General features: G+C 64.4%; 11 protein-coding genes. 4 read left to right on the forward strand and 7 right to left on the reverse strand.

The features are described from left to right. The first annotated feature begins 63 nt into the window (after positions 1-63). Both ACN9MB_RS21915 and ACN9MB_RS21920 read left to right on the forward strand, forming a co-directional pair. On the forward strand, positions 64-3,219 hold the full coding sequence (locus tag ACN9MB_RS21915) for an efflux RND transporter permease subunit (protein WP_204634747.1): 3,156 nt from the start codon (positions 64-66) through the stop codon (positions 3,217-3,219). A 298-nt stretch (positions 3,220-3,517) separates the two neighbouring features. Next, a complete protein-coding gene (locus ACN9MB_RS21920; RefSeq protein WP_426270301.1) occupies positions 3,518-6,673 on the forward strand; it encodes an efflux RND transporter permease subunit in 3,156 nt (1,051 codons plus the stop codon). A 204-nt stretch (positions 6,674-6,877) separates the two neighbouring features. On the opposite strand, the gene ACN9MB_RS21925 is transcribed toward ACN9MB_RS21920, so the two are convergent. The 5 genes from ACN9MB_RS21925 to ACN9MB_RS21945 form a co-directional block, all read right to left on the reverse strand. After that, complete coding sequence (locus ACN9MB_RS21925; protein WP_426270302.1) at positions 6,878-7,339, reverse strand: DUF3617 domain-containing protein; 462 nt, start codon at positions 7,337-7,339, stop codon at positions 6,878-6,880. A gap of 71 nt (positions 7,340-7,410) precedes the next feature. Then, entirely contained in the window at positions 7,411-9,435 is a 2,025-nt protein-coding gene (locus ACN9MB_RS21930; RefSeq protein WP_426270303.1) for an alkaline phosphatase family protein, read from the reverse strand. A 524-nt stretch (positions 9,436-9,959) separates the two neighbouring features. Next, positions 9,960-11,615 (reverse strand): multicopper oxidase family protein, encoded by a 1,656-nt coding sequence (locus ACN9MB_RS21935; protein WP_426270305.1) that lies wholly within the window; start codon positions 11,613-11,615, stop codon positions 9,960-9,962. 83 nt (positions 11,616-11,698) lie between these two features. Beyond that, entirely contained in the window at positions 11,699-13,177 is a 1,479-nt protein-coding gene (locus tag ACN9MB_RS21940) for an MATE family efflux transporter (protein ID WP_426270306.1), read from the reverse strand. A 26-nt stretch (positions 13,178-13,203) separates the two neighbouring features. Next, positions 13,204-13,797, reverse strand: coding sequence for a DUF2239 family protein (locus ACN9MB_RS21945; protein ID WP_426270307.1), 594 nt, complete (start codon positions 13,795-13,797; stop codon positions 13,204-13,206). A 122-nt stretch (positions 13,798-13,919) separates the two neighbouring features. Here ACN9MB_RS21945 and ACN9MB_RS21950 point away from each other — a divergent pair, with 122 nt between their 5' ends. Together ACN9MB_RS21950 and ACN9MB_RS21955 are read left to right on the forward strand one after the other, a co-directional pair. Then, positions 13,920-14,840: a bestrophin family protein gene (locus tag ACN9MB_RS21950; RefSeq protein WP_426270308.1), complete on the forward strand. Its 921-nt coding sequence runs from the start codon at positions 13,920-13,922 to the stop codon at positions 14,838-14,840. Positions 14,841-15,098: 258 nt separating this feature from the next. Then, positions 15,099-15,614 carry a lipid A 3-O-deacylase gene (locus tag ACN9MB_RS21955; RefSeq protein WP_426270309.1) on the forward strand — a complete coding sequence of 172 codons (516 nt, stop codon included), beginning with the start codon at positions 15,099-15,101 and terminating at the stop codon, positions 15,612-15,614. A gap of 210 nt (positions 15,615-15,824) precedes the next feature. On the opposite strand, the gene ACN9MB_RS21960 is transcribed toward ACN9MB_RS21955, so the two are convergent. Together ACN9MB_RS21960 and ACN9MB_RS21965 are read right to left on the reverse strand one after the other, a co-directional pair. Continuing rightward, positions 15,825-17,345: a DHA2 family efflux MFS transporter permease subunit gene (locus tag ACN9MB_RS21960; RefSeq protein WP_204634754.1), complete on the reverse strand. Its 1,521-nt coding sequence runs from the start codon at positions 17,343-17,345 to the stop codon at positions 15,825-15,827. A gap of 224 nt (positions 17,346-17,569) precedes the next feature. Then, on the reverse strand, positions 17,570-18,766 hold the full coding sequence (locus ACN9MB_RS21965; protein WP_426270310.1) for an efflux RND transporter periplasmic adaptor subunit: 1,197 nt from the start codon (positions 18,764-18,766) through the stop codon (positions 17,570-17,572).

Below are 18,766 nucleotides of genomic sequence, written 5' to 3' on the forward strand. Positions count from 1 at the left end.
GTATGGGTAGCATCCCGTGTCATGAGGCGCGGATGGGGCGCGCCGTCTCAACGGTCGCTTGCCGTGAACCTGTTCGCACCATTCATACGTCGCCCCATCGGCACTTCGTTGCTGGCCATCGGACTCGCTTTGGCCGGTTTCTGTGCCTACCTGCTGCTGGGTGTGGCCGCGCTGCCGTCGCTCGAATTTCCGGGCATGGTGGTCTATACCGAGTTGCCGGGCGCGAACGCGCAAACCATGGCATCCACCGTGGCCGCGCCGCTGGAACGCCATCTCGGTCGCATTCCCGGCATCAAGGAGATGCACTCGGAAAGCAACGATGGTTCCACCTCGGTGCGCATCATCTTCAACTTCGGCAACAACACCGACAAGCTTGCGCGTGACGTGCAGGCAGCCATCAACGCAGCGCAGGCCGATCTGCCGGCGAACATCCCGATACCGCCGCGCTACTTCAAGTTCAACACCGCCAATATCCCGGTGCTGCTGCTGTCGCTGACCTCCAAGACGCTGCCGCCGGACAAGCTGTACGACCTTGCCGATACATTGATCAATCCCGCGCTGTCGCAGATCCCGGGCGTGGCGCAGGTGCGTGTGATCGGCGGTCGTCCGCGCGCCGTGCGCGTGGAAATGGATACGGCCGCATTGGCCGCCAAGGGCCTGACCGCCAACGACGTGGCCAACGCCTTGCGCGCCGCCAATGTCACTTCACCCGAAGGGGCGTTGAGCGACGGCCGTACGCAGATGACGGTGGCGGCCACCGACGCGCTGAGCACGCCGCAGGAATTCGGCAAGCTGCTCATCGCCGTGCAGAAAGACTCCCAGGTGCGCCTGTCGGACGTGGCGAAGGTCAAGACCGGCCAGCAGGACGAATACCAGGCGGCGTGGTTCAACAACCAGCGCGCCGTCGCGGTGCGCATCAGCAAGCGACCGGAAGCGAACGCCGTCGCCACCGCCGACGCCATCCGCGCGAAGCTGCCGCAGATGCGCGCGTGGTTGCCGGCGGATCTGCAGATCACGCCGATCTTCGATCTGACCCAGACCACCAAGTCGGCGTTGCACGAAGTGGAAGTGGCGCTGTTGATCAGCGTGGCGCTGGTGGCGCTGGTGATGCTGGTGTTCCTGCGCCGCGTCGGTCCCACCCTGATCGCCATGCTGAGCGTGCCGCTGTCGCTGGCGGGCGCGTTCACCGTGATGTGGGCATTGGATTTCACCCTCAACACGTTGTCGCTGGTGGCCCTGGTGTTGTGCATCGGCTTCGTGGTGGACGATGCGATCGTGGTGATCGAAAACATCGTGCGCCATATGGAGCACGGTTCACCGCCATTGCAGGCGTCGATGGATGGCGTCAAGGAAATCGGCTTCACGGTGGTGTCGATCACCTTGTCGTTGATCGCCGTGTTCGCGCCGCTGCTGTTCGGCAACAACCAGTTCACCATGCTGCTGCGCGAGTTCTCGGTGACGTTGACCGCGGCCGTGGTGATCTCCGCGGTGATTTCGCTGACGCTGACGCCGGCGCTATGCGGCCGCTACCTCACCCTGGAAAGTGCCGGCGGGCGCGAGCCCAACCGCATGGAGAAGGTGCTCGAGCGCTTCGACCGCTGGTTGCACCGCATCTACGCGCGCGGCCTGGACTGGGCGATGCATCATCGTCGCCTGATGCGCTGGCAGCCGTTGATCCTGCTGGTGCTCACCATCGGCATGGCGATGAGCGTGGTCAAGCTGTACGGCTTCAATTTCATGCCGCAGGAAGACATCGGCATGATTCAGGGCGACGTGCGCGCGGACACCAACATCTCGCCCACGCTGATGGCCGAACGAGCCAAGAAGGCCGCGGCGATCATGCTGGCCGACCCGGCCGTGCTCGATGTCACCACCTTCCTGGGCAGCGACAACGCGGGCGGTGCGGTGGGCAACCAGGCCACCATGTTCGTCGATCTCAAACCGCGCGGCCACGGACCGGGCACGCGGCAGGAGTCGATCAAGGAGACCATGGCGCGGCTCAACAAGGCCTATGAAAAGCTGCCCGAGCTGCACGTCGCGCTCAATCCGATCGGCTTCTTCAACGACAACGACAACAGCAATCGGGGCAGCCAGAGTTTCCAGCTGGTCAGCAGCGACAATGCGGACCTGCAGCCGTGGGCGTACAAGGTCACCCAGCTGATGCGCAAGCACAAGGAGTTCCGCGACGTCAGCAGCGACTACGACGACATCGACAAACAGCAGATGCTCACCGTGGACCGTCTCGCGGCGGGACGCCTGCACCTGAGCATGGGCAACATCGATTCGGCGCTGTACAACGCGTTCGGGCAGCGGCAGGTGTCGATCATCTATTCCAACATCAACCAATACTGGGTGGTGCTCACGTCGGCCTCGGAACGCTCGCTGAGCCCGGAGACCTTGCTCAATACCTATGTGCGCAGCGACACCGGCGCGATGGTGCCGCTTTCCGCGGTGGCACGCATCGAGCCCACCGTGATACCCACGTTCGTCATCCATACCAACCAGATGGAAGCGACGCAGATCTACTACAACGTCGAGCAAGGCATGCCGCAGGACAAGGCGATGGCCTTGATCGAACAGATCGTGGCCGAGGCACGCCTGCCGGCAGGCATCCAGCTGGGCTATTCGGGCGATGCGCAGAGCCTGCAGGAAACCAAGTCCAATGCGAACGTGCTGCTGCTGGGTTCGATCCTGGCGATGTACATCGTGCTGGGCATCCTCTATGAAAGCCTCGGTCATCCGCTGACCATCCTGTCCACGCTGCCGGCGGCCGGCGCGGGCGCGTTCCTGGCGATGCTGGTCACCGGCACGCCGATGTCGCTGATGGCGATCATCGCGATCCTGATGTTGATCGGCATCGTGAAGAAGAACGCGATCCTGATGGTCGATTTCGCCCTGGTGGCGCAACGCGAACACGGCCTGTCGCCTCCGGACGCGATCCGCGAAGCCGCCCTGGTCCGGTTCCGCCCCATTACCATGACCACCCTGGTCGCCATGGGCGCCGCGCTGCCGCTGGCCATCGGTTTCGGTATCGGCTCGGAACTGCGCCAGCCACTGGGCGTAGCCATCGTGGGCGGTTTGCTGGTCTCACAGCTGCTGACGCTGTTGAGCACACCGGCGATCTATCTGTGGAATTACGACCGCAAGGTGCGGAAGGAAGCGCGGCGGGCGAAGCGAGCGGCCAAGCGGGGGTTGAAGGTGCAGACGGCGGCAGGATGAGAGCAACGCTCGAGTAGCAAGTCCGCCGCGAGCACCCGCCCCTCACCCCAGCCCTCTCCCCGCAGGGGAGAGGGAGCCAAAAGGCGCGCGGTGCTTCGCCTTACGCACTGCGTAACCCATAACCCATCCCACCCCCTGCCTTCCGGCACGGACCGACTTCAGGCACATTCGCCCGAACCGCCCCCGCAGGCATAAATGGCACTATAGGCGGGCTTCTCGCCTCGCTTACGTGAACGCGTACCCTCGCTGATGGTCTGCCTGGGTGACGGGCACGCGCCCTAACCGGTATGGAAACCCCGTGAATATCTTCGCCCCCCTGATTCGTCGACCCGTGGGCACCTCGCTGCTGGCGCTTGGCCTGCTGCTGGCGGGCGCCTTCGCGTATCGCCTGCTGGGCGTGGCCGCGCTGCCGTCGCTGGAATTTCCCGGCGTGTACATCGTGGCGCAGATGCCGGGCGCGAGCGCGCAGACCATGGCGTCCACCGTGCTGGCGCCGCTGGAACGGCATATCGGGCGCATTCCCGGCATCGACGACATGTACGGCAACGCGTCGGAGGGTTCGGCTTCGATCCAGGTGCGCTTCACCTTCGACCGCACCGCCGACAAGGCCGCACGCGACGTCCAGGCGGCGATCAATGCGGCGCAGGCCGACCTGCCGCAGTTGCCCAGCCCGCCGCAGTACTTCAAGTTCGACACCTCGCAGATTCCGATCCTGCTGGTCTCGCTCACCTCCACCGGCCTGCCGCAGGACAAGCTGTACGACCTCACCGATACCCTGCTCAAGCCCGCCGTGGCGCAGATTCCCGGCGTGGCACAGGTGCAGGTATTCGGCGGTACACCGCATGCGGTTCGCGTGGAGTTGGACATCAACGCGCTGGCCAGCAAGAAGCTCACCGCCAACGACGTGCGCAACGCGCTGATCGCGGCGAACGTGACGTCGCCCCAAGGCATCCTCACCGACGGCAACACGCAGATGACGGTGACGGCGAACGACGGCCTGAGCGAAGCGGCCGATTTCGCCAACGTGCTGATCGCCTCCAAGAACGGTGCGCCCGTGCGCCTGTCGGACGTGGCGAAGGTGACCAGCGGCCAGCAGGACATCTACCAGGGCGCCTGGTTCAACGGCCAGTCGACCGTGGCGATGCAGATCAGCAAGCGTCCCGAGGCGAACGCGGTGGAGACGGTGGACGAAATCCGCCGGCGCCTGCCGGAGTTCCGCCAGTGGATGCCCGCGGACGTGCAGATCACGCCGATCTTCGACCTCACCACCACCACCAAGTCGGCACTGCACGAAGTGCAGGTCGCCCTGATGATCAGTATCGTGATGGTGGTGCTGGTGATGCTGGTGTTCCTGCGCCGCATGCGCCCCACGCTGATTGCCTCGCTCAGCGTGCCGCTGTCGCTGGCCGGCGCGTTCGTGGTGATGCTGGCGCTGGGCTATACGCTCAATACCTTGTCGCTGGTGGCGCTGGTGTTGTGCATCGGCTTCGTGGTGGACGATGCGATCGTGGTGATCGAGAACATCGTGCGCCACATGGAGCGCGGCGAACCGCCGCTGCAGGCGTCCTTGATCGGCGTGCGCGAGATCGGTTTCACGGTGGTGTCGATCACGCTGTCGCTGGTGGCCGTGTTCGCGCCGCTGCTGTTCGGCAACAACATGTTGATCATGTTGCTGCGCGAATTCTCGGTCACGCTGACGGCGGCGGTGGTGATCTCCGCCATCGTCTCGCTCACGCTCACGCCCGCGCTGTGCGGCAAGCTGCTGAAGCACGAAGAGCCGGGCGAACGTACGCCGGGCCGCATCGAGGCAGCGCTGGAACGCTTTGACAAGGGCTTCCACCGGGCCTACGAGCGCGCGCTGGACTGGGCCATGCACCATCGCCGCGTGATGCGCTGGCAGCCCTTGTTCCTGCTGATCGCGACGTGCGTGCTCGGCTGGGCGGTGGTGGCCACGGCCGGCGGCAACTTCATGCCGGAAGAAGACATCGGCATGCTTCAGGGCGACATCCGCGCCGACGCCAATATCTCGCCCACGCTGATGGCGACGCAGGCGCAGCACGCGGCCGACATCATGAAAGCCGACCCCGCCGTGCTCGACGTGCTCACCACCCTGGGCGGCAACGACGGCTCCGGCGCCGTGGGCAATGCGGGCACCATGTTCGTCGACCTGAAGCCCAAGGGCAGCGGGCCGAACGATCGCCACGACAGCGCCAAGGTGGTGATGGAGCGTCTGTCCAAGAAGTACGACACGCTGCCGGGCATCCGTGTCTCGCTGAGCCTGGTGCAGTTCCTCGGCGGCGGCGGCAGCGGTGACAAGGGCGGCGCCTACGAATTCCAGCTGATCGGCAGCAACGGCGAAGACCTGCAGCCATGGACGCTGAAGATGGTGCAGCAGATGCGCAAGATGAAGGAGTTCCGCGACGTCGGCAGCAACTTCGACCTGGTCGGCAAGCAGCAGCAATTGAAAGTGGACCGCAATGCGGCCGGACGCCTGAGCGTGACCATGGGCGACGTGGACACCGCGCTGCTGAACTCCTTCGGCCAGCGGCAGGTGTCGGTGATCTATTCGGACATCAACCAGTACTGGGTGGTGCTGACCTCCAGTTCCGCGACGTCGCTGAGCCCCGAGGCGCTGCTCAACGTGCGCGTACGCAATGCGCAGGGCGAGATGATTCCGCTCTCGGCCATCGCGCGCATCGAGCCCAACATGAGCCCCACGCGCGTCCGTCACCACAACCAGCTCGAAGCCTCGACCATCAACTACAACCTGGCCAAGGATGTGACGCAGGACGTCGGTACCCGGCTGGTGGAGAACGCGGGCATCATCGTGGGCCTGCCTGAGGGCGTGCGCATCGAATGGACCGGCCAGAACCAGCGCCTGCAGCAGGCCAAGAGCAACGGCATGGTGCTGTTGTTCGGCGCCATCATTGCGATGTACATCGTGCTGGGCATTCTCTATGAAAGCCTCGGCCATCCGCTGACCATCCTCTCCACTTTGCCCGCCGCGGGCATGGGTGCGTTCCTGGCGATGCTGGTGACGCAGACACAGCTCACCCTGATGGCGATCATCGCGATCCTGATGTTGATCGGCATCGTGAAGAAGAACGCGATCCTGATGGTGGACTTCGCCCTGGTGGCGCAGCGAGAGCGAGGACTCTCGCCACCGGACGCGATCCGCGAAGCCGCCCTGGTGCGCTTCCGTCCGATCACCATGACCACCCTGGTGGCGATGGGCGCCGCACTGCCGCTGGCCATCGGCTTCGGCATCGGTTCGGAAATGCGCCAACCGCTGGGCGTGGCCATCGTGGGTGGGCTGCTGGTTTCGCAGCTGCTGACGCTGCTCAGCACGCCGGCGATCTACCTGTGGAATTACGACCGCAAGATCCGCAAGGAAGCGCGGCGCGTGAAGCGGGCGGCGAAGCGGGCGTTGAAGGCGCAGACGGCGGCGGGGTGAGTAAGCGGTTTTGCTTACCCCTTCACTAGCAACGCTTCCGCGAGCACCCGCCCCTCACCCCAACCCTCTCCCCGCAGGGGAGAGGGAGCCAAGGCGCGCAGCGCTCGGCTTTAAGTTTCCAACACCGCCTTACTCGCGTTATAGCCATACCGTGGATTAGGGAGATCGTAACGATCCGGGGCGCAGCGAAAAAAAGTCGCTTACTTAGTCCTTCGGGCTCGTACAAGCCGCATACCTCGTCCCCTCCACCTGCACCACCGCGTTCCCCCCGACTTCGACAGTCGCCGTGTAATGCTCCGCCGAGTCGAACCTCACTCGCCCACGCGCCGCCTCCATCAGTCCCGCACACTGCAACGTCCAACTCAACGCCGTACTGCTGCGTCGCTGTTCCGAACGCTCGCATTGCGCATGACCCGGCACAGGCAGCTGCGCAAACTCCACCCACGGATCCGGCCCCTCGTCCACGCAATGCCAGGCCAGCTGCGGCTCATCCGGCCTGCCGTGATCGAGCACGCGCGTGACGATCTTCCATAACCCCGGCATCGCCTGAAAATCTCCCGGATCGGCGCGCCCCGGCTCACCGACAAACGCGGCAGCCAGCAACACGACCAGCGCGACGCGGCGCGCTATCACGCAACCGTGAGCGGAAGAGTTTGAAGAGTTCATAGCTGCCGTACTCCAAACGCGAGAAAGGCCCCGCCCGCTTCCGCGGGCAGGGCCAGGCATGTGTCAGAACATCAGTCCTGCGTATCGGCGGCCGCCACATTGCCATGGCCGTGGCCATGACCATCGCTGCTGCCGAACTCGAACATGTTCATCAGGTTGCCGATGGCCGGTGCATTGAGCGGCACATACGGGTTGTTCGGCAACGACACCGGGTTGGGGAGATTGTCGCGACTGCGATGGGAGATCGTTTCGCGCAGGCCCCAGTTCGCTTCGACGAATTTGTCGAACGACACGTGGTCGTAGTACGTGTGCACCACGCGGCCGCCCTCGGAGTAGCGCGAGATCGCCAGCAGCGGGATGCGCGTGCCGTCGCCGAAGAAGTCGATCGGCTGCACGTAGCCCGAGTCGTAGTAGCCGCCGCCTTCGTCGAAGGTCACCATGATCACGGTGTCGTTCCACACCTTCGGGTTGGCCTTGGCCAGGTCGACGATCTTCTTCACGTAGCCTTCGAACAGATCCAGCTTGGACGAGGCCGGGTGGCCGTCCAGGATGCCGTCCGGCTTGGCGATGGAAACCGCCGGCAGCGTGTCGTTCTGGATGTCGTTGTAGAGGTCGGTGATGTCCTGGTTGTTCGCGCGCAGCTTCGGATTGGTCATCACCTGGGTGGAGTACAGGAACGGATCGCAGATGTTGCAGAACGTACCTGCCTCGCCGTTCTCCTTGCCGCCGGCGTAGCCTTCGCCGTAGTACTTCCACGACACATGATGGCGGTTCAGCAGCAGCGCGAGGTTGTCCTGACGCGTCGGCGGGATGGTGAACTGCTGCGCGCCCAGCGGTGCCGGCGTGCCGTCACCGAGATAGCCCGGGTTGTAGTTGTTCACCAGGTAGTAGGCGTTCTTCTTGCAATCGGTGCCGTGGAAGGTGCGATACGGCAGCGACTTCAGATAGTCCTTCACGGCGGCCACGCCGGGCTGCGAATCGTCCGCGCAGTTCACGTAGGAACCGCCGCTGTAGCCGTCCTGCACGTACCAGTTGTTGGTACCGGCCTGCGCGTCCGGATTCTCGATCTGGTTCGACGGCGGCGTGGCCGGTTCGCCGTTGGCATCGGCGTAGTACACCAAGTCGCCGAAGCCCAGCATGATGTGGTTGGCACCCGTGCCGCCCATCACCGACTGGTGGAAGTTGTCGCTGAGCGTGTAGGTGCGGGCGAGTTCTGCGAAGTAGGGCGCATCACCCTTGGCCATGTTGAGGAACTGCATCGCCGTCGAACCTTCGCCGGTGGTCTGGTCGTCGAAACCGGCCGGCTGCGCCTTGCCGTTGGTGCCGGCGCCCACGGTGGTTTCCACCCACGGGAACAGGTCCATGCGGCAACCGCTGGGATTCTTCGCGCTGGCGGCGCGCGTGTCGCAGTCCATCTGCTGCCACATCTGGAAGAAGCGGTGTACCGGGCTGTTGGCGTAGTCGTCGTAGCTGATCGACGCGTGCATATCGACCGGCGCGTTGGCCAGCTGCGACGGGAAGCGTGTATCGACCACGGAGCTCGGCAATCCGGTACCACCCGCCGCCAGCTCGCCGTACGCGTCGGCAGGCAGTGCCGGCTCGATGGCCTGGGCCTGTGCAGCGGACGCGAACGGAGCCTGCGTAGGTGCGCCGCCCGTGTTCATCGGCGGCAACGTGGCGAAGGCCGTCGTGTGCTTGGGTGCCAGTGCGAACTTGCCGGTGCTGCTGGCCTGCCACTGTTTGGCAGCACCCACATTCGGGCCCGGCGTACCGTCGGCATTGACGATGCCTTCGGACAGCAGGTTCTGCACGCTCTGGCCGCGTGGCGGCGTGTACGTGGCGTAGACGTGATCGAAGGTGCGGTTCTCGCCGATCAGCAGGATCACGTGCTTGATCGGTGTGTTGGTGCGATCGTCGTTGCTGTCGTCGCCGCCCGGCCGGTGCAGCACGGCGACGCCAGAGGCTGGCGCCTGGCTGGTCGGGACGGCATTCTGTTCGGTGGAATTGCTCTGGGCACTCACTACGCCGGCAAGGCCGACGGAAAGCGTTCCAAGGACAAACGGCAACAGCCGCTTGCGAACGTGCGCCATAGACATGACTTCGATCTCCCAGCAGCTTCCGAAGGAAGGCTGCGCGAATGAACCCCCTGATTGGCTGGCGCCTGTTCGCAACGTTTGGCGGCTCAGCCGGGGGCGAGTCTCGTCCGGGCAGATGACCGACCCTTGGCGTTTTTACGACAAGTATTTCTGCTTTCGTGACAGCGGGGTTGCGTCGCAAGTGCTTGCGTTTCGGAACAGCATGCGAATGGCCGTGCCAGCTGGGATAGCGGCGCCCCGGCCCGCGTTCAAGGATGCGGATCGGCAAGAAATTGCTCTTGCGACGGGTGTCTAAGTTCGTGCGGTGGCGCACGTTTGGACGTCTAAACGTTGGGTGAGCAGCGCGTCCGCGCGGCGGCCTTGAAGCGGAGCTCGTCCTGGCGTCACTGGTTCGCGATACATCCCACTTCTCCCTCTCCCTGCGGGGAGAGGGCCGGGGTGAGGGGCGGGTGCTCGCGGGAAGGTTTCAACGAAGCGGGAGATTGTGGAAACAGACTCGCGAGATGTTCGCTACTACCGGCGTGTCACGCCGGCAACAACTGAAACGGCCTCATCATCTCGTTGTCCTCATGCTCCAGCAGATGGCAATGCCACACATATCGACCGGGCTCGCCCTCGAAGCGCGCGATGATGCGCGTGACCATGCCCGGGTCGGCGCGCACCGTATCCTTCCAGCCCATCTCTTCGGGCGTGGGTGGTATCGCCGGGCCGGTGTATTTGAGCGTCTTGCTCTCGTTCCATGCGAACAGGTCGAACGGGCGGCGTTCCAGCACCTGGAAGCGCACCAGATGCAGATGCATGGGATGCGCGTCGCCGGTGAGATTGACCATGCTCCAGATTTCGGTGGTGTCCTGGCGCGGGTCTTCGGTGACCGGTGCCGACCAGTGCTTGCCGCCGAGCATCATCATCATGGCGCTGCCACCGGCATCGTCCTGTTCGCCCAGCGAGAGCACGCGATCACGCACTGCACTGGCCGGCGCCAGGCGTTCGATGGTGCGCAGCGTGGCTGGCATCGCGCCGGTATCGCGGCGGCCCCGGTCGCGCACGCGAAATTCCATGATGGCTTCCGCCTGCTGGCGCAGTTGCACCTGCTTTCCATCCATGCCGGAGAAATCGATCACCACATCGGCGCGTTCGGCGGGATACAGCGTGACGCGCTGACGCGATACGGGTGCAGCCAGCAGGCCTTGATCGCTGGCGATCTGCGTCAACGTCAACCCGCCGGACAACGACATCTCATAGAAGCGCGTATTGGCCGCATTGATCAGACGCAGGCGATAACGGCGAGGCTCGACCTCCAGGAAGGGAAACAGCTTGCCGTTGCACAGGATGGCATTGCCGTTGCATTCGGAAACCCACGGCGCCTGCGGATCGTCCGACACGGGGTAGTAAAGCTGGCCGTCCTTCGCAATCAGGCGGTCGCACAGGATCAGCGGCAGGTCGCAATCGCCGCTCGGGAGACCGAGCGACTGTTCCGCGTCGTCATGAATGAGATACGCGCCAAGCAACCCCGCATAGATGTTCAAGCGGGTGATGCCCATGGCGTGATCGTGATACCAGAGCGTCGCCGCGTCCTGCGCGTTCGGGTAGTGCGATAGCGTGGCATGCCCAGGCGCGAACCATTCCTCAGGGTAACCATCGCTCGACGGCAACACGCGCGCGCCATGCACATGCGCCACCGTGCGCACTTGCGGCTTGTCGCGCTCGGCACCGTGGATGGTGTGATCGATCGGCAGGAAATGTTTCTCGGGCAACGCGTTGGCCCATTCGATCAACAGCGGATGGTTGCGTTGGGCGAGCAGGGTCGGGCCGGGAAATGTTCCGCCGTAGCCCCACAGTGGCGTCGCCGGCAAGTCGCGATGCAGTTGCGCCTTGAACGCGCGCATCTCCATCCGGTACAGCGGTAGCTGTTTGCCGGGGTAGGCCGGATGCGCGCGCTGTCCCACCGGCTTGGCCAGCGCGGGCAACGGTAGCGGATCGACGAAACGCGCCAACGTCACCGGATTCACCAACGGCACCTTGGGCGCGGCGAGCTGCGGCATCGCCATGCGCGGCATCGTTTCGTCGCCGATGGCGGGCGATGACCAGGCAAGCAACCCGAGCTCCGCGGCCGTGGCAGCGCCCACCATGTCGACGAAGCCGCGCAGGAACTGCCGGCGCGTGAGATTGATGCGAGTCATCGAGCCACCCTAGGCAGCCCTTGTGACAGTCACGTGGCAGCGTGCGAAATCCAGGTCACCGTTCGCGCATCCATGCGCGTCGGTCAATCCGCCGAAGCAGGCACTCCCTGCCCGGTCGTCGGCGCCTGTTGGCCGGCCACGGTGGCGTCTTCGGCGGCCTTGTCCAATCCGGCCTTCTCGATGGGTGTAGCCAGCATCCGCGCGCGACGCCAGCCACCCCACTTGTAGTAACCCATCGCCATCAGCATCGAGGCGAGCGAACCCAGCGGGAAGCTCCACCAGATCGAATCGGCGCCCAGCGTCGGTTCCAGCAACAGGGCAAACGGCGGACGAAACAGCCACATCGAAATGAACAGGATCACCAGCGGCGGTATCACCGCACCGGTGGAACGCACGACGCCGAACAACACGAAGGTGACACCGAAGAACATGAACGACCACACCGCGATGCTGTTGAGATGCTGCGCCAGCGACAACGCTTCGGCATCACTGGGCAGGAACAGGCCCAGCGCCGCGTGGTTGAACAGGTAGATCAGCGCGATCAGCATGCCGCTCAACAGGAAGTTGTAGACCACGCCCACCTTGGTGATGCGGCTTACGCGATCCCACAACCCGGCGCCCACGTTCTGCGCCGCCATCGACGATACCGCCGCACCGATCGCCATGGCCGGCATCTGCACATAGGTCCACAGCTGCGTGGCGGCACCGTAGGCAGCGGTGGTCTTGGAGCCGTAGTCGTTGACCATGTGGATCATGATGATCGCGGAGGTCGAGATCACGATCATCTGCAGGCCCATCGGCAGCCCCTTGAAGACCAGCGAACGCAGGATTTCCGGATCGGGCTTGAGGAATTTCAGCTCATGGCGGGTCAGCCGCAGGAAATGCTTGCGCTTGTACAGGGTGAAGATCAACGCAAACAGCGCGATGGTCTGCGCGATCAGGGTCGACGTGGCCGAACCGGCGATGCCCATGCGCGGAAACGGCCCCACGCCGAAGATCAGCAGCGGGTTGAGCACGATATCCATCACCACCGAGAACGCCATGAAGTAGAACGGCGTGCGCGAATCGCCCGCGCCGCGCAGCGTCATCATCAGGAAGTTGTAGAAATACATCGATGGCACGGCAATGAAGATGATGCGCAGGTACGGCACGGCAAACGCCTGCGCATCCAGCGGCGTATTCATCGCGCGCAGCATCCACGGCGTGCCGAAGTAGCCGCCGATGGCGACGAGAACGGATACCGACACGAAGAAGGTCACGCCCGTGCCGACCACGCGCTTGGCTTCGAGCATGTTGCGCGCGCCCAGGCTCTGGCCGATCAGAATGGTGCAGGCCATGCTGAGTCCGAATACCGCGCCCAGCAGCAGGAACAGGATCAGGTTGGCATTGCTTACCGCCGAGAGCGCGGCCTCGCCCAGGAAGTGGCCGATCCACATCGCGTTGACCGAGCCGTTGAGCGACTGCAGCACCGTGCTGCCCAGGATCGGCAACGCGAACATCAGCAGCGTCTTGGCGATCGGACCTTCGGTAAGCAGGGGCTGCCGTGCGGCAAGAGAGGACATCGAATCGTTCCGCCAGGGGAAGGGGATCAGTCGGCGTGAGGAGCTTGCCATGCGCGCGCTGCCAGCGCTCGCACATGCTCGCGCACATCGGCCGGCCATGCATCCGTCACGTGGATGAAACGCTCGCGCTCGTTGCGCCAGAACGCGCGCGATGCTTCTTCATAACCAGGGAGATTGCCCGCCATCGCGCTCATGAAACGATCCACCGCTTCACCGGCCAGGCGCACCGAATCGCGTTCGCGATGGCTGCGGCGGGCCTCTTCGACCAGGCGGCGCAAAGTAGCGGATGCGCCGCCCGGCTGGCCGGCCAGCCAATCCCAGTGACGCGGCAACAAGGTGACCTCGCGCGCGATCACGCCCAGCTTCGGGCGGCCGGGGCCGCGCGGTGCCGATTCGTCGTTCGGCGTAGGGGCGGGAAGACGGGCGAGCACGTCGTCAGGGGTGCCACGCAGGTCCAGCTCCACCGGGCGGCCGTTGAAGTCGTCGAACACCAGCACCGGCCCGTCGACACCGGCATCGACGGCTTGTTTGGTCGCCAGCGCGACTTCCGCCAGCGTGCCGGCGGCAATGCGGCGATGGCCGTCGAAGGCCACGCAGGAGACGATATCGGATGCCGACATGATTTTGCCCGGGTAGAAAGAAGGACTGAATATTGCCCGGGTAAAAAATAAAGGTCAACACCACGAGAGCGGGCGGTTGGCGCGGGGTAAAATTTCCCAACCCCGCAGGTCGCGTGCTTCCCATGGTCATCCACCCTCCGCATCGCTCGCTCCGGTTGATGCTGTTCACCCTGCGCGGCTCGATCATCCCGGTGATCTGGAAGCGGGTGACCGCCATGGTGTTGCTGGCCGTGGCGGTGGTGGTGCTGGAACGCTACCTGCCGCGCACCGGCGTGGAGCTTGGTGCGGTGCCGCTCACCTTGATGGGGCTGACGCTGGCGATCTTCCTGGGCTTTCGCAACACCGTCGCCTACGAGCGCTGGTGGGAAGCGCGAACGCTGTGGGGCGAGTTGCTGATCGTGGTGCGCAACCTGGCGCGGCAGACGGTAAGCCTGCCCGAAGGCGTATCCGGGCAGGAGCAGGCGCGCATGGTGCATCGGCTGATCGCCTTTGCCCACGCCCTCCGTCACCAGCTACGCGGTACGGCAGCCGGCGACGAGGTATCGCGCTGGCTGACGCCCGAGGAGGCGGCCGCGCTCGCCGGCCGTCCCAATCCGCCGAATGTCCTGCTCGGCCTGATCGGCCAGGGCTATGCCCAATGGCAGCGGGCGGGCCGTCTCGACCCCATCCTCCTGGCCACTATCGACGCACAGGTGACGCGGCTGTCCTATGTGCTGGGCGGGTGCGAGCGCCTCCAGGGCACGCCGATTCCCTTCGCCTACATCCTGCTCCTGCACCGCACCGTCTACGTGTATTGCCTGCTGCTGCCGTTCTGCCTGATCGGCAGCGTGGGCTGGGTGACGCCGCTGATGGTAGGCGTGCTGTCGTATACCTTCTTCGGACTCGATGCGCTGGGCGACCAGATCGAGAACCCGTTCGACCGCCTGCCCAACGACCTGCCCCTGGACGCCATGTGCCGCACCATCGAGATCGGCCTGGGCGAACTGCTCGGCGAGCGCGAACTGCCGTCGCCGCTGCAGCCCGTGGACGGCATCCTGCTGTAGCACGCACGATCCCCTGCTGACCCAAAAGCGGCCTCCGCCGCCACTCCTTGCCGTAGTTTTACGGTGCTTTACGCGTGTGCTTCACGCCCCCTGAGACAGACTGAAGGCGTGGTCGGGAAGGCAGCCGGCCATTCGTACCGCCCAGGCAACTCAGTGTTGTCTCGATTCGACCTATTTCCAGTACCGGTCGGTCCATTAAGTTATTAAACTTGGCGGTGCACAAACCCCTCCCCACTCTGTCAAAAAGAAGAAAGACCCATGCAATCTCCCCTCCTGCGCAGTGCCGTTGCGCTGGCCCTGATGGGCATTTCCGCAACAACCCTGGCCGAGCCCCGTATCGAGATCAATGGCGGCCGAAGCTACTCGGACAGTTACTGGAGCAACACCGCCTGGATCGAAGGCATCTGGAGCGAGCACGCCTTCGGCAATAGTCAGTACACCTGGTCGCCGGCGGTCTCGCTCGGCTTCATCAACGGACGCAACGTGAGCAAGTACGGCAATGCCGTCTCCGACGACGTGTGGTTGCTCGGCGGTGGCGTACGCATGCGCTACGGCAGCAGCGGCGACTGGTACCACCACCTGTTCTGGACCTCCGAAATCGCCGCCCAGAGCGGCCGCACGCTGGCCCTGAGCAGCGGTGGCGAGTTCGTCAATTCCATCGGCTGGACCGACGATCACTGGACCTTCCAGATCCGCCACGTCTCCAACGCCGGCATCAAGGGCTCCAACCGGGGCGAAACGATGGCGCTGGTCGGCGTTGCGTTCAATCCTTGATAGGCAAGTCCGCGTTCGCCATGCAACGGCCCTGAGGGGCCGTTGTTGTTTGGATGGCCAAAAGCTTAAAGCCGGCCAGTTGAAGCCATAAGGCTAGATTGCCCCCTCACCCCAACCCTCTCCCCGGAGCGGAGAGGGAGCCGGAGCGCGCAGCACTGCGCACAAAAAAAGGCCGCATTGCTGCGGCCTTTTTTCGTACCGAATCCGCGATCAATGATCCGCCGCGGGCCCCGACTTCGCCCCAAACGGCGGCCGCGCCAGCCACACCACCACGATCAAGCTGAAGAACACCCAGCCCAGCAAATGGAACACCTCGTTGAACGAGATCTGGAACGCCTGCTGCGTGATCATCTGTTCCAGGAAACCGTTGCTCGCCTGCGCGCTCACACCCGCCGCCTGCAGCGTCGTCTGCGCCGAATTGTCGTAAGGCGTGAAGTGCTCGGTGAGATGCGCGTGATGCACGATCGCACGGTGGTCCCACAGGAACGTGGTGAGCGATGCGGAGAAACTCGCGCCCAGCGTACGCAGGAACGTCGCCAGACCACCGCCCGCGGCAATCTCGTTCGGCTGCAGATCCGACAGCAGGATCGTGGTCACCGGCATGAAGAACAACGCCACGCCGAGGCCCTGGAACAACTGCACGCCGGCCACGTGCCAGAAATCGATCTGCAGGAAGAACTCCGAGCGCATGAAGCAGGTCGCGCCCATCACCAGGAACGCACAGGAAGCAAGCAATCGCATGTCGGTGCGCGAGGCGTATTTGCCCACGATGAAGGTGAGCATCACCGGCAGGATGCCCAACGGCGCCGCCGCAAAACCCGCCCAGGTCGAGGTGTAGCCCATGTTCCGCTGCAGCCACTGCGGCACCAGCAGGCCGATGGCGAAGAACGCGGCATACGCCAGCACCAGCGCGATCGTGCCGATGCGGAAGTTGTGATGGCGCAGCAGGCGCAGGTTGACGATCGGTTCCTTGTCGGTCAGTTCCCAGATCAGGAAGACCGCCAGCGCGATGGCCGACACGATCGCCGTGATCACGATGAACTGCGAGTTGAACCAGTCCTCGTCGTTGCCCTTGTCCAGCACGATCTGCAGCGCGCCAACGCCGACGATCAGCGTGATCAGGCCCACGTAGTCCATCTTCGGACGCATGATCACGTCCTTGCGGCCCTTCATCTGGTTGGCGACCACCATGCTGGCGAAAATGCCGATGGGCACGTTGATGAAGAAGATCCACGGCCACGAATAGTTGTCGGTAATCCAGCCGCCCAGGATCGGGCCGGCGATGGGCGCCACCACCGTCACCATCGCCAAGAGCGCCAACGCCATGCCGCGTTTGGCGGGTGGATAGATGGAGATCAGCAGGCTCTGCGTCACCGGATACATCGGTCCCGCCACCGCGCCCTGGATCGCGCGAAAGAGGATCAGCATCGGCATGCTCTGCGCGATGCCGCACAGGAATGAGGCGATCGAGAACAGCAGCGTTGAAAGAATGAACATCCGCACTTCGCCGAAACGGCGGGTGAGGAAGCCGGTGAGCGGCAACGAGATGGCCATGCTCACCGCGAAGGAGGTGATGACCCAGGTGCTCTGGTTCACGCTCACGCCGAGGTTGCCGGCGATGGTCGGCAACGACACGTTCGCGATGGTGGTGTCCAGCACCTGCATGAAGGTCGCCAACGAGAGGCCGACGGTGGTCAGCGCCAGGTTGGGTGGACGGAATTCTTGGTTCATCGCACGGGTGACCTGCGGTAGAAAGTTTCAGCGCTCTGCGCGGATGCGGAGCGGCCGCTGCTTTTTTTGCTCGTCATTCCGGCGCAGGCCGGAATCCAGTGACGTCAGGGCTGACACGTGCCGTAGTCTTCATGCCGTGTCGCTACTGGATTCCGGCCTGCGCCGGAATGACGGTGTAGTACTGAGGAAGACGTGGAGACGCGTAGGCTTCCACGCACTCCGAATTACTGCTTCTGACTCTCACCCGCCATGTTCGCGTGGATGATTTCCGCGATCAGGCCGTCGGCCTTGGCCAGCTGCGTCTTGTACACATCGGTGTTGAAAGCCGGCTGCGACGGCGACTGCTTGGCCAGCAGCGGGCCGCTGGTGTCGTGCAGGTTCACCGAGACCTTGGTCGACAGGCCGATGCGCAGCGGATGCGCTTCCAGCTGCTTGGGGTCGTTGAAGAACACACGCACCGGCACGCGCTGCACGATCTTGATCCAGTTGCCGGTGGCGTTCTGCGCCGGCAGCAGCGAGAACGCGCTGCCGGTGCCCACGCCCAGGCTCTCGACCTTGCCCTGGTAGCTCACCGAACCGCCGTACACGTCGGCGCGGATTTCCACCGGCTGGCCGATGCGCATGTTGTTGAGCTGCGTTTCCTTGAAGTTGGCGTCGACCCACACGCCGTGCAACGGCACCACCGCCATCAACGGCGCGCCCGGTGCCACGCGCTGGCCCAGCTGCACCGAACGCTTGGCGATATAGCCGTCCACCGGCGCGACCAGCGCCGTGCGCACGTCGTCGAGATAGGCGGCACGCAGATGGGCAGCGGCGACCTGGACGTCCGGATGCGAGGCGACGACGGTATCGTCCACCAGCACCTTGTTGGTCTGGAACTGCTGCTGCGCGGTGGTCAGGGCGCTCTGCGCGGTGGTCAACGCATCGAGTGCATGCGACAGCTCCTCAGCCGAGATGGCGCCCGACTTGGCCAGGTCGCGACGGCGGTTGTAGTCGGCCTGGGCCTTGTCCACCGCCACCTTGCGCACGGCCACTTCGGCCTGCGCGCCACTCACGTTGCTGTAGAGGCCGCGCACCTTGCGCACCGTGTTGGCGAGATTGGCACGCGCCTGCTGCAGCGCGACGTCGGCATCGGCCGGGTCGAGCTTCACCAGCACGTCGCCCGCGTGCACCAGGTCGCCGTCGTCGGCGCCGATGGTGATCACCGTGCCCGACACCTGCGGGGTGATCTGCACGATGTTGCCGTTGACGTAGGCGTCGTCGGTATCTTCATACCAGCGACCGTCGAAGAAGTACCACAGGCCCCAGCCGATGGCGGCGATCACCAGCACGGCGACGAGCGTCTTCAGCAGGAAACCGCGACGGCTCTTGGGGGGTTGCACTGCGGCGGTCTCGGCCGCAAGCGGATTCTGGCTAGACAT

Source organism: Dyella kyungheensis (genome assembly GCF_049913195.1).
In the GTDB taxonomy this organism is placed as follows: Bacteria; Pseudomonadota; Gammaproteobacteria; order Xanthomonadales; family Rhodanobacteraceae; genus Dyella; species Dyella kyungheensis.

Excerpts from the sequence above, each read along its gene's own strand:
- ACN9MB_RS21945 (WP_426270307.1), bottom strand. The coding sequence starts at position 13,797 with ATGTCGGCATCCGATATCGTCTCCTGCGTGGCCTTCGACGGCCATCGC.
- ACN9MB_RS21960 (WP_204634754.1), bottom strand. The coding sequence starts at position 17,345 with ATGAACCAAGAATTCCGTCCACCCAACCTGGCGCTGACCACCGTCGGC.
- ACN9MB_RS21965 (WP_426270310.1), bottom strand. The coding sequence starts at position 18,766 with ATGTCTAGCCAGAATCCGCTTGCGGCCGAGACCGCCGCAGTGCAACCC.
- ACN9MB_RS21950 (WP_426270308.1), top strand. The coding sequence starts at position 13,920 with ATGGTCATCCACCCTCCGCATCGCTCGCTCCGGTTGATGCTGTTCACC.
- ACN9MB_RS21935 (WP_426270305.1), bottom strand. The coding sequence starts at position 11,615 with ATGACTCGCATCAATCTCACGCGCCGGCAGTTCCTGCGCGGCTTCGTC.
- ACN9MB_RS21925 (WP_426270302.1), bottom strand. The coding sequence starts at position 7,339 with ATGAACTCTTCAAACTCTTCCGCTCACGGTTGCGTGATAGCGCGCCGC.
- ACN9MB_RS21940 (WP_426270306.1), bottom strand. The coding sequence starts at position 13,177 with ATGTCCTCTCTTGCCGCACGGCAGCCCCTGCTTACCGAAGGTCCGATC.
- ACN9MB_RS21955 (WP_426270309.1), top strand. The coding sequence starts at position 15,099 with ATGCAATCTCCCCTCCTGCGCAGTGCCGTTGCGCTGGCCCTGATGGGC.
- ACN9MB_RS21930 (WP_426270303.1), bottom strand. The coding sequence starts at position 9,435 with ATGTCTATGGCGCACGTTCGCAAGCGGCTGTTGCCGTTTGTCCTTGGA.